The 11,370-nt window shown below is 75.2% G+C and carries 9 protein-coding genes and 1 pseudogene; all 10 read right to left on the bottom strand.

The features are described 5' to 3' along the window. Window positions 1-693: pseudogene (locus ACFXGA_RS20705) on the bottom strand (phosphoglucosamine mutase); the annotation flags it as partial. 166 nt (window positions 694-859) lie between these two features. Beyond that, window positions 860-1,420: a 30S ribosomal protein S9 gene (gene rpsI / locus ACFXGA_RS20700; protein ID WP_378090207.1), complete on the bottom strand. Its 561-nt coding sequence runs from the start codon at window positions 1,418-1,420 to the stop codon at window positions 860-862. Continuing rightward, entirely contained in the window at window positions 1,417-1,860 is a 444-nt protein-coding gene (gene rplM / locus ACFXGA_RS20695) for a 50S ribosomal protein L13 (protein ID WP_033436749.1), read from the bottom strand. Before rplM ends, rpsI begins: the two co-directional genes overlap by 4 nt. Window positions 1,861-2,141: 281 nt before the next feature. Then, window positions 2,142-2,426, bottom strand: a complete 285-nt coding sequence (locus ACFXGA_RS20690; protein ID WP_378090205.1) for a WXG100 family type VII secretion target — start codon at window positions 2,424-2,426, stop codon at window positions 2,142-2,144. Between the two features lie 82 nt (window positions 2,427-2,508). Next, window positions 2,509-2,820 (bottom strand): WXG100 family type VII secretion target, encoded by a 312-nt coding sequence (locus ACFXGA_RS20685; protein WP_378090203.1) that lies wholly within the window; start codon window positions 2,818-2,820, stop codon window positions 2,509-2,511. A 149-nt stretch (window positions 2,821-2,969) separates the two neighbouring features. Continuing rightward, window positions 2,970-3,392, bottom strand: a complete 423-nt coding sequence (locus ACFXGA_RS20680) for a hypothetical protein (RefSeq protein ID WP_378090201.1) — start codon at window positions 3,390-3,392, stop codon at window positions 2,970-2,972. Between the two features lie 16 nt (window positions 3,393-3,408). Further along, window positions 3,409-5,205 (bottom strand): type VII secretion-associated protein, encoded by a 1,797-nt coding sequence (locus tag ACFXGA_RS20675; protein WP_378090199.1) that lies wholly within the window; start codon window positions 5,203-5,205, stop codon window positions 3,409-3,411. A gap of 934 nt (window positions 5,206-6,139) precedes the next feature. Further along, window positions 6,140-7,897, bottom strand: a complete 1,758-nt coding sequence (locus ACFXGA_RS20670) for a BTAD domain-containing putative transcriptional regulator (RefSeq protein ID WP_378090197.1) — start codon at window positions 7,895-7,897, stop codon at window positions 6,140-6,142. Between the two features lie 18 nt (window positions 7,898-7,915). Beyond that, window positions 7,916-8,149, bottom strand: coding sequence for a hypothetical protein (locus tag ACFXGA_RS20665; protein WP_378090195.1), 234 nt, complete (start codon window positions 8,147-8,149; stop codon window positions 7,916-7,918). Between the two features lie 208 nt (window positions 8,150-8,357). Then, window positions 8,358-11,156, bottom strand: coding sequence for a BTAD domain-containing putative transcriptional regulator (locus ACFXGA_RS20660; protein ID WP_378090193.1), 2,799 nt, complete (start codon window positions 11,154-11,156; stop codon window positions 8,358-8,360). Window positions 11,157-11,370 lie beyond the last annotated feature (214 nt).

Raw genomic sequence — 11,370 nt, 5'->3', positions numbered from 1 at the left:
GCCGGCGACGCAGCGGTCCGCGTCGCCGTCGTGGGCGATGCCCAGGTCCGCGCCGTGCTCGACCACGGCGGCCCGCAGCAGTTCGACGTGGTTGGAGCCGCAGCCGTCGTTGATGTTGAGGCCGTCCGGGGTGGCGTGGATCTCGACGACCTCGGCGCCGGCGCGGCGGTAGGCGTCGGGCGCGGCCACGGACGCGGCGCCGTTGGCGCAGTCCACGACGACCTTGAGGCCGTCGAGGCGGTGCGGCGTCACCTTCACCAGGTGCTGCACGTACTGGCCCTCGGCGTCCTCGATGTCGCGGACGCGGCCGATGCCCGCGCCGGTGGGGCGGTGGTCGCGCTCGCCCAGCTTCTGCTCGATCTCGTCCTCGACCGCGTCGGGCAGCTTGTGCCCGCCGGCGGCGAACAGCTTGATGCCGTTGTCGGGCATCGGGTTGTGCGAGGCGGAGATCATCACGCCGACGTCCGCGCCCAGGGCGGACACCAGGTAGGCGACGGCCGGGGTGGGCAGCACGCCGGCGCGCAGCACGTCCGCGCCCGCTGAGGTCAGGCCGGCCACCACGGCGGCCTCCAGCATCTCGCCGCTGGCCCGCGGGTCGCGGCCGACGACCGCGACCGGGCGGTGCGAGCGGTCGTGCTCGGCCAGCACGCGTGCCGCGGACGCGGCGACGGACAGCGCGAGTTCCGGGGTCAGGTCCGCGTTGGCGAGACCTCGTACGCCGTCGGTGCCGAACAGCCGAGCCATGATCGCCGTGACCTCCATGTGCGGGGAAAAAGGGGCGGGAACGCACAGCGGGAGCAGCAGTTCGACGAAGAACTGACTGCTCCCGCGTGGTGGTGCTCGCTCGACCTGGGAAAGGTCAGCGCTTGCTGTACTGAGGCGCCTTGCGGGCCTTCTTGAGGCCGTACTTCTTCCGCTCCTTGACCCGGGGGTCGCGGGTGAGGAAGCCGGCCTTCTTCAGCACCGGGCGGTCCTCGGAGTCGACGGCGATCAGCGCGCGCGCGATCGCGAGGCGCAGGGCGCCGGCCTGGCCGGTGGTGCCGCCGCCGCGCAGGTTCGCGATGACGTCGAACGTCTCCGGCTTCTCGGTCGTCACCAGGGGCTCGCGGATGAGCTGCTGGTGCACCTTGTTCGGGAAGTAGTCCTCGAGGGACTTCCCGTTCAGGGTGAACTTGCCGGTGCCGGGGAGGAGGCGCACGCGGACGATGGCCTGCTTGCGGCGGCCGACGGTCTGCGCGAGGTGGTGCGCACCCGCGTTGAGGGTGTGCCGCACGACGGGGGCGGCCTCGACCTCGTCGGCCGCGGTGTCGGCTTCGGTGGCCTCGGCGTCGGTGGCGTCCACCTCGGTGGCCTCCGCCTCGACGGCGTCGAACTCGGCCTCAGGGGTCACGGCGATGTCCTCGGTCTGCTGCTCGGTCACTGGGCGACCTTCTTGATCTCGAACGGCTGCGGCTGCTGCGCAGCGTGCGGGTGGTTCGGGCCCGTGTAGACCTTGAGCTTGCCCGCGATCGCGCGGCCGAGGCGGTTCTTGGGCAGCATGCCCTTGATCGCCTTCTCGACCAGCCGGTCGGCACGGGTGTCGAGCACCTCGCCGAACGAGCGCTGGCTCAGGCCGCCCGGAAAACCGGAGTGCCGGTACACGAACTCCTGATCACGCTTCTTGCCGGTCAGCGCCACCTTGTCCGCGTTGATGACGATGACGAAGTCACCGGTGTCAACGTGGGGGGCGTAGGTCGGCTTGTGCTTGCCGCGCAGCAGCGTCGCGGCCTGGGTGGCGAGCCGACCGAGCACCACGTCCTGGGCGTCGATCACGTGCCAGGTTCGGGTCACCTCGCCGGGCTTCGGGCTGTACGTGCGCACGGGTCTACCTCGTCGTCACTTGCGTCTGGGGTCATTGCGGCGGCTGCTCAGGCCAGAGACCCCAGGTGGGCAGAGGACCAGAACACGAGGCACGCATAGAGCGCGCCAGTTACCGCACAACAACGTAGGAAGATACCGGGTGGGGTCGGCACCGGTCAAAACGACCCCCCTCCCGACCGGCCGGGGCCGGCTCGAACGCCCTGGCGAACCGGGCCGGAACGCGCCCGCGGGCCCCGGGGACCGTGACGGTCCCGGGGCCCGCGCAGGGGTCGCGAGGCGGCTCAGCCCCAGCGGCCCTCGTTCTTGCGCTCCGCGGCCTGGTACGCCTCGGTGGCGGAGGCGACGGCCGAACCGATCTGGGCCAGCACCTGCTGGAGGCCGGCGGCGGACTCGTCCCAGCGGCGCTGCGCGTCCTGGTACGCGGCCGACGCGCCACCTTCCCACTGGGCGATGACGGGCGCGAGGCGGCTCTTGAGGTTGTCCAGCTCGGAGTCCACCTTGGCGGCCTGGCCGCTGATGTCGCTCGCCGCGCTGCTCAGGGCACCGAAATCGACCTTGATGTCCATAGTCTCCCCTAGGAAGTGAAGTCAGAAAAGAGAAGCGGAAAAGGGTTGCTGCGTGATGAACGGACGGACAATTTCCGTCGGATCACATACCGAGGCGGCTCGTGATGTTCGACATCTCCGCCGCCTGCTCCTCTTCCTGCTGGAGGTAGGTGGCCGCGCCCTGGTCCATCTGCTCGGCGATGTCCATCAGCGCCTTCTGGAGCTTGTCGGCGTCCTCGCGGAACCGCTCCATCAGCTTGGCGAACGCCTCGGCGGCGCCACCCTTCCACGCGGGCGCCAGGCCGTCGATGGTGGCGCCGAGCTGCCCGAGGATGCCCTGGATGCCCTCGTTGGTGCTGACGATGTCCTTCGCGGCGCCGACGAGCTCGGGATGTCCGGTGGAGTAACCAGCCATGGGTGCGACCCCCTTGGTCGATGAGATCAGGTGTGCGTACTCGATCCGTACGCCTCTTACGACGCAGACCTTGCCATGGTCGGTTCCACGCTGTCGCGACTTCTCCGGAAGTCGTTGCGGTTGTAAACGCGAGAGGCGTCGGAACGCTCTCAGTAGAGGATTCGCGCTTGCGAAAAGTCCTCGTCATCGTCGTTGTGCGGCGGTAGTTGGCCGCTCGGCCCGGCGACCGCGCGAGAACCGAGGACGGGCGCCGGCGGCGCCGAATTTGCATTCGCGTCCGTTTGCTCTCGCGATTTCTCCGGCGCGAGCAGTTCCGCGCCCGCCGGCAGCTCCTCGACGGGCAGGCCGCGGTGGTGGCGGAACCCGGTCGCGACCCGCCGCACGTCCGGCGACGTGGGCTCGTGGCGGTCGGGCCGGACCTCCCGCGCCCTGGCCTGGTCGGCGAGCCGGCGGTTGCGCTCGCGCAGGGCCGCGTTCCGCTCGCCCGCGGCGGCGGCCGCGCGCCGGCCCCTGGTCACGGCGGCGTCGAGGTCGGCGCGGAACCGGGCGAACGCCTCCGGGATGCCGGTCATCACAGTCCCCACAAGGTCAGGTGGTCACGGTCAGCGTGCGGACGACCTGCTCGCACGCGGGGCGGACCCGGTCGCGGCCGTCCGGCGGGTACTGGCACCCGACGCTGACCTGGACGTCGTCCTGGAACAGCACGTACCAGTCGATGGTGGCCGGGCCCGCCTCCTCCCGGTAGTAAACGACATCCTTGGTGGCGAAGTCCGCGGCAGGGTCGAAACCGGACACGTTCCGCCGCTGGTCGTACTGGTCGCGCAGCTCGGTCTCGGCCCGCGCCCGGTCCTCGGTGGCGTTGTAGTTGAGCAGCCGCTCCTCGACCGCGATGACGTCGAGGTCGAGTTCCGGCGCCTCGGGTTTGAGCAGCACCTTGCGGGTCTCGACCTGGCCGCCGGTCTGCTGCCAGCCGGTCGGCGCGACGAACTGGTAGTCGTACTGGGCGATGGTCCGGCCCTCGGCCGCGCCGGTCGGCGAGCCCGGCGTGGTCGGCGCGCCGCCCGGGGTCTCGTCCCTGGTCAGCGCGTACGCGACGGACGCGCCGACGACGGCGACCACGGCCACGGCGGCGACCACGAGCAGCGGCACGCGGCTGCGGCGCGGCGGCGGTGCGGGCGCGGGCGGCGGGTAGTACGCGGGCTGCGGGAACCCGCCGGGCGGCGACGGCGGCGTGATCCGCCGGGTGATCTTGCGGGTCCGGTCGTCGGTGATCTTCTGCGTCACGTCGCCCCGGTCCGCCGGCAGCGCGCCGGTGCGCAGGGGGTCCACGCGCACGGCCCGCAGCGCGCCGCGGGCCACCACGGTCTCCGGCTGGTCGATGCTCGTCGGCACCACGCCGGACCGCTCCAGCACCAGCCGCGCCACGAGCGGGATGCGGCTCGACCCGCCGACCAGGAACACCCCGGCGAGCCCGCGCGGGTCGAGCCCGGCGTCCCGCACGGCCGTCACGACCAGCTCGGCGGCGCGGGCGAGCGGGGCGCCGATCAGGCGTTCGAGGTCGGTGCGGGTGACGTGGGCGTCGGGGAACGGCGGCGGCATCGGCACGTCGGTGTAGGCGTGCCGGGACAGGGTCTCCTTCGCGCCGCGCACGTCCTGGCGCAGCACCCGGCGCTTGCGGCGGTCGGCCAGCTCCCGGCCCTCGACGAGCTGCCGCCACGCCTCGGGGTCGCCGGGCGAGACCAGTGAGCCGACGTGCTCCAGCAGCGCCTGGTCGACGTCCGCGCCGCCGAAGGCGGGGTCGCCCTTGGTGGCCAGCACGCGGAACGCGCCGCCCTGGCGGGCCACCACGCTGGCGTCGACGGTGCCGCCGCCGAGGTCGAGCACGGCCAGCGCCGCGCCGTCCGGGATGGCGTGGGTGGCGGAGTGGAACACCGCCGCGGCGACGGGCTCGGGCACCAGCCGCAGCTCCTGGCCGAGCCCCCGGGCGGCCTGGAGCAGCACCCTGGTGCGGATCGCGCCCCAGTCGGCGGGGTGGGTGAGCACGAGCAGGTCGACCCGGGCCCCGCCCGCCACGCGCCTGGCCTCGGCCACGGCCCTGGTCAGCACGGCCCGCACCACGTCCACCACCGGCAGCACGGTGGTGCCCAGCAGCAGCTCGCCCTCGTCCACCCGACGCTTGGGGTGCGGCTCGTAGCGGGACGGGTCCACCGCGGCCTGGCGCTCGGCCTCCTGCCCGACGAACAGCGTGCCGTCGGCGGCGGCGAACACCGCGGAGGGCACGATCGGCTGGCCGTCCACCACGACGACCTGGGGCTCCCGGCCGTGCAGGGACATCGCGACGCAGGTGCTGGACGTGCCGAAGTCCACCGCCACGTGCAAGCTCATCCGTCATCCCCTCGTCGGCCGGGGCGGGCCTGCATATGCATACCTCACGAGACCGACGGTTCGTCGGCTGGTGCCGAGATCGCCGCACGTGCGCGGGCGTGCGCCCGCTCCATCCGGGCGACGGCCTCCGCCGCGCCGACGTCGCGGTACCGGCGCAGCGCGGGTTCCAGCACCCGCAGCGCCTCCGCCGGCCGGTCCAGGCCGAGCCACGCCTCCGCGATCGAGGCGACGGCGGCGGGCGCGCCCAGGCTCTCCCCGATCTCCACGAAGATCCGGTAGGCCCGGTCGGCCAGGGGCAGCGCGTCGGCGGCGCGGCCCACGGTGAGCCGGACGCGGGCGGCCAGGCTGGACACGTAGCCGACCGCGCGCATGTCGTCCACGCCGCGCAGCAGCCGGATGGCCCGGTCGGACGTCTCGACCGCGCGGTCCAGGTCGTCGTTGTCCAGGGCGTACCGGGCGATCCGGTACAGCACGCCCACCTCGGGCAGCGGGTCGTCGTAGGCGCGGGTCAGCGCCAGGGTCTCGGCGAAGTGGGGCAGCGACTCCTCGTACCGGCCGGAGGCGGCGAGCATCGAGGCGTACTCGCGCAGCACCGAGCAGTAGACGTTGTGCACGCCGCTGCGCTTGGCCACGTCGGCCGCGTGCCGGGCGAGGTCGATGTCCGGCGTGCCGCTGTGCAGGTAGCGGTAGTGCACGACGGCGGCCAGCGCGATGGCCTCGCCGGGCAGGTCGCCGAGGGCGCGGAAGCCCTCGACGGCGGTCTGCATGTCGGCCAGCAGCGACTCGTCCAGCGCCCGCTTCACCATCTGGGTCGCGCGGCCCAGCGCCATCCGCCAGCGCAGCCTGCCCTCGCCCGCCTCGGCCGCGGTGTCGCGGACCAGCCGGTACAGCTCGACCACGCGGTCGAGGGGGATGTAGACGTCGAGGTGCGTCATCATCCGCTCGATGAGCGCGACGGCCGGGGCGACCCAGCCGCGGTGGGCGGCCAGCTCCACGGCCTGCGCCAGGTGCACCTGCTCGGCCAGGAACCAGCTCGTGCCGTCCGCGGTGAGGCGCGCGACCTCGGCCGCCGCGAGCAGCGGCGACGGTTCGACCGGGTCGGGCGGCAGCTCGTCCACCACGGACGGCAGCCGGTGGACCGCCGCGTCCGCCAGGGTGAGCAGCGCCTCGACGTACCCGCGCAGGGCCGCGTCGCTGCGCCCGGCGTCCTCCGCGCGGGCCAGCTCGGCGGCGTAGACGGCGAGGATGTCGTGCAGCCGGTACCGCGGCTCGCCGGTCGCGTCGCGGCCCACGTCCTCCAGCAGGTTGCCTCGACCAGCCGCTCGACCGCGTGCTCCGGGTCGTCCAGCCCGGTCAGCGCCCGCACCACCCAGGACGCCACGTCGGACGCGCCGAGCAGCCCGAGCCGGCGGAACGCCAGCGCCGCGTCCGGCGCGAGCGCCTCGTAGCTCAGCTCCAGGCTGGCCCGGACCTCCATGTCGCTGGTGGCCAGCTCGTCCAGCCTGCGGCGCTCGTCGGCGAGCCGGGCGGCCAGCTGCGCCAGCGGCAGCGACCGCCGCGCCGCCAGCCGCGCGCCCACGATGCGCAGCGCCAGCGGCAGGCCGCCGCACGCCTCGACGATCGCCTCGGCGGCGCGGGCCTCGGCGGCGACCCGGTCCTCGCCGATCGCCCGGGACAGCAGCGCGAGGCCCGACGTGGCGGGCAGCGGCGGCACCCGCAGGCTGCGCACGCCCGGCAGGCCGCCGAGCTGGTGGCGGCTGCTGATCAGCACGGCGCTGCTCGCGGTGCCCGGCAGCAGGTGCCGCACCTGGTCAACGCCCGCCGCGTCGTCCAGCACGAGCAGCACGGCGCGGTCGGCGAGGTGGGAGCGGAACGCGGCGGCCCGCGTCTCCAGCCGGTCGGGCAGGGCCGACGGGCTGACGCCGACCGCCGTCAGCAGCTCGGCCAGCACCTCGGCCGGGTCGCGCGGCGCGTTGCCCGCGCCGTCGAGGCGGACGAACAGCTGGCCGTCCGGGAAGCTGCTCCGCAGGGCGTGCGCGACCCGGATCGTCAGGGTGGACTTGCCGGTGCCCGGCGCGCCGGTGATCGCCAGGACCGGCACGGCCGTCCCGGACGGGTCCGCGGTGAGCAGCGCCGACGCCTCCGCGCACAGGTCGTCGCGGCCGATGAAGTCGGCCGTGTCGGGCGGGAGCTGGCACAGCGCGGTCCACGGGCTGAGCGCGGGCTCCGGCTCGGCGTCGCCGGCCAGCACGGTCCGGTGCACGGCCCGCAGGTGCTCGCTCGGGTCGACGCCCAGCTCCTCGGCGAGCAGCTCGCGCACCGCGCCGAACGCGGCCAGCGCCTCGGCCTGCCTGCCGCTGCCGTGCAGGGCGAGCATCAACTGGCCCCAGAACCGCTCCCGCAGCGGGTACGCCCTGGTCAGGGTGCGCAGCTCGGGCACGAGGTCGCCGGCGCGGCCCGCCGCCAGGTCAGCCTCGATCCGGCGTTCCAGGACGACCAGCCGCTCCTCCAGCAGCGGCTCGACCTCCTCCGCGTGCAGCACGTCGGACCGCACGTCCGACAGCGGCGCGCCCCGCCACAGGGCCAGCGCCTCGGCGTACTCGCCGTTGGCCGCCAGCTCGCGGAACCGGTGCAGGTCCAGCGCGCCGGGCTCGACCTCGGCCACGTACCCGGTGGCGGTGGTGCGGACCACGTTGGCGTCGCCGAGCGCCTAGCGCAGCCGGCGGACGACCATCTGCAACGTCGCCTTCGCCCGGTCCGGGTTCGGCGCGCCGTCCTGCCACAGCCGCTCGACCAGCGCGTCTGCCGACACGGGCTGGTTCGCGCCCAGGAGCAGGGTCGCCAGCAGGACGCGCGCCCGACCGGCCGGGATCGGGACCAGCGCGTCGCCGTGCCACACCTCCAGCGGGCCGAGCACGTTGAACCGCAGCGGGGGCACGCTCATGACCGTCCAGGAGCCGAAGGTGCGGGGAGCCCCGGAAGCGGGAACCGAGTCGCCATACCCCTCCTTGGACGAAAAGCAGTTTACGACTTCACGACCCGGCGCGAGCGCCTCGCGACCCGGGCCCGGGAGGCCGCGGGATCACCTCAGCAGCATCCGCGCCCGCCCCGCCTCCGGCACCTCCATTTCCGCCCCGGGCGGCGGTCGCCGGTCACGGCGCACCGGTCCGGTGCGGGACGCGCGGCGTCGGCAGGGCGTCGTAGTCGGCCAACCACGACCGCAGCACCGACGCCGGCCCGCGCTCGTACTCGTCGTAGAGCGCCAGCGCGCGCCGCCAGCACTCCAGCGCCTCCTCCCGGCGGTCCAGGCAGAGCAGGACCGTGCCCAGCTCGTCGAACAGGTGCGACTGCGCGGCCGGCTGCGCGAACCCGGCCAGCACCGCGATGCCCTCGCGCAGCGCCGACTCCGCCTCGGCGAACCGGCCCAACGCCCGGTGCGCGCGGGCGACGACGAACGTGGACCGCGCGGAGTGGTACTCGTCACCGCTGCCGTCGAAGACCGCGCGCGCCCGCAGGCCGTGCTCCAGCGCCTCCTCGTACCGGTGCAGGCCCGACAGGCTCAGCGAGAGGGTGAAGTGCGCCGCCGCCCGGTGGTGGTCGTCGCCCTCCTCCTCGGCGATGCGCAGCCCGCGCCGGAGCTGCTCGACCGCTTCGCCGTGCCGGCCGAGCCGCTGGTACGTGCCGCCGGTGTTCAGCGCGATCGCGCCCTCCAGGCGCCGGTCGCCGTCCCGCACCGCGACCGCCAGCCCCTCCAGGTAGGTCTCCAGCGCCGCTTCCGGCCGGCCCGCCCGCGCGCAGCTCCACGCCAGGTGGTTGATCGCCGCGCCGAGCCGGTGCGGCGCGGGCGCCGCCCGCGCGGAGTCCCGGCCGATCCGGAACACCTCCACGAGGCTGTCGACCTCGGGCAGGGAGTCCAGCAGCCACCACACCGCCGCGCCGATGCGCGACGCCTCGTCGTGCCACCCGTGCTCGGCCGCGACCCGGACCACGGCGACGAGGTTGGGCAGCTCGCGCCGGCCCCACGCGCCCGGGTCCGCCGCGCCGAGCGGGAACGCCGCCGCGCCGGCGGGCAGCTCGGCGCAGGTGCCCGACCGGTAGGACGGCGTCCGCGCCGCGGCGGCCTCGGTGGCCGCGACGTACCACCCGACCAGCCGGCGCACCGCGGCCGGGCGGTCGTCCGCCGGGTCCGCCAGGTCGTCGGCGTAGGCCCGGAGCAGGTCGTGCCACTCGTAGCGGCCGGGCGCGCGCGACTCCAGCAGGTGCCCGGCGGCCAGCCGCTCCAGCCACCGGCGCGCGTCCCGCTCCGGCACGTCCGCGAGCGCCGCGGCGGCCGGCACGCCGAGGTCCGGCCCGGGGTGCGCGGGCAGCAGCCGGAACAGGCGCGCGGCGTCCCGGGGCAGCGCGCGGTAGGACCAGGAGAACACCGACCGCACGTCCGTGTCGTCGCCGTCCTCGGCGCTGAGGTGGTCGAGCCGGGACCGCTCGTCCGCCAGCTCCGCCGCGAACGCGCCCATCGGCGTGCCCGGGAACCGGGCCACCCGCTCGGCGAACACCCGCAGCGCCAGCGGCAGCCCGGCGCACCGCGCCACCACCCGCGCGCTCGCCACCGGGTCCGCCTCGACCCGCTCGCGGCCCAGCACCGACGACAGCAGCTCCAGCGAGCGGTCCGCCGACAGCGGTCGCAGCGGCACCCGCCGCACCCCGCGGCGCGCGGCCAGCCCGCGGAGCTGGTCGCGGCTCGTCACCAGCACCACCACGGTCGGCGTGCCCGGCAGCAGCGGCGTCACCTGGTCGCTGCCGGCCGCGTTGTCCAGCACCAGCAGCATCCGGCGGCCCGCCACCACCTCCCGGAACAACGCGGCCCGCGCGTCCAGCCCGGCCGGCACGTCCTGGGGCCGCACGCCCGCCGACACCAGCAACGCCTCGACGGCCCGCGCCGGCTCGACCGGCCGGCCCGCCGCGTCGAACCCGCGCAGGTCGAGGTGCAGGTCGCCGTCCGGGAACCGGTCGCGCCGCCGGTTCGCCCAGCGCACCGCCAACGCGGTCTTCCCGACGCCGCCGGCGCCGTGCAGCAGCACGACCGCGCCCGGCTCGCGCACCGCCTCGTCCAGCGCGGCCAGCTCCGGCTCCCGGCCGACGAACACCGACCCGGCCGGCGGCACCTGCCGCGGCGCCCGCCGCGCCGTCAGGGTGACCGGACCGCCCGGCACGTCGTTGCGCAGGATCCGGTCGTACAGGTCGGTCAGCGCCGGCCCCGGCTCCACCCCCAGCTCCTCCACCAGCGCCGCCCGCACCGCGCGGAACGCCGCCAGCGCCTCCGCCTGCTGCTCCGAGCGGTACAGGGCGAGCATCAACTGGCCCCAGAACCGCTCCCGCAACGGGTGCCGCTCGGTCAGCCCCCGCAACTGCGCCACCAGCGCGCCCGCCCGACCCGCGGCGAGGTCCGCGTCGATGCGGCGCTCCAGCACCACCAGGTGCTCCTCCAGCAGCGGCGCGACGTCCTCGCGGTGCAGCGCGTCCGACCGCACGTCCGACAGCGGCGCGCCCCGCCACAGCTCCAGCGCCTCGGCGTGCCGGCCCCGGTCGGCCAGGTCGCGGAACCGGTGCAGGTCCAGCGCCCCCGGCGGCACGTCCGCCAGGTACCCGTTGGTCCGCGTGCGGACCACGTTCGCGTCGCCGAGGGCCTGCCGGAGCCGCGTCACCACCATCTGCAACGTCGCCCGCACCCGCCGCGGGTTCGGCACGTCGTCCCACAGCCGCTCGACCAGGTCGTCCACGGACACGGTGCGGTTCGCCCGCAGCAGCAACGTGGCCAGCAGCACCCTGACCCGGCCCGCCGGCACCGCGACCCGCTCCCCGCCGCGCCACACCTCCAGCGGCCCGAGCACGGCGAACCGGGTCGCCGGAGCGGCCACGGCACCGCCCTGGACGAGCTCGACGTCGGTCCTCACGCCCACCCCCCTCGTGCGCGGGCCGAAGCTTAGGGCAACCCACCGACAACTTACGGTCACCGTGAGCCGGGTGTGAGCGACGTCCGGCACCGTGTCCCCCGTCCACCGCGGCCGACGCCCGCCGCGCGCCCGGCGTTCGGCGACGACCGGGGGGTACCGCCGTTCGCACCGGCGGGCCGGTCCGCGGTGGCGACGACTCAGGCGCGGCGGGATG

Source organism: Actinosynnema sp. NPDC059335, from assembly GCF_042752395.1.
Taxonomy (GTDB): domain Bacteria; phylum Actinomycetota; class Actinomycetes; order Mycobacteriales; family Pseudonocardiaceae; genus Actinosynnema.
Note: the sequence above shows the minus strand (reverse complement) of the source record. Positions and strands in the feature narration are given on the sequence as shown.

Bases quoted from the DNA above. Each gene is read 5' to 3' on its own strand.
- ACFXGA_RS20690 (WP_378090205.1), bottom strand. From the start codon at position 2,426: ATGGACATCAAGGTCGATTTCGGTGCCCTGAGCAGCGCGGCGAGCGAC.
- ACFXGA_RS20680 (WP_378090201.1), bottom strand. From the start codon at position 3,392: ATGACCGGCATCCCGGAGGCGTTCGCCCGGTTCCGCGCCGACCTCGAC.
- ACFXGA_RS20665 (WP_378090195.1), bottom strand. From the start codon at position 8,149: ATGAGCGTGCCCCCGCTGCGGTTCAACGTGCTCGGCCCGCTGGAGGTG.
- ACFXGA_RS20685 (WP_378090203.1), bottom strand. From the start codon at position 2,820: ATGGCTGGTTACTCCACCGGACATCCCGAGCTCGTCGGCGCCGCGAAG.
- ACFXGA_RS20675 (WP_378090199.1), bottom strand. From the start codon at position 5,205: ATGAGCTTGCACGTGGCGGTGGACTTCGGCACGTCCAGCACCTGCGTC.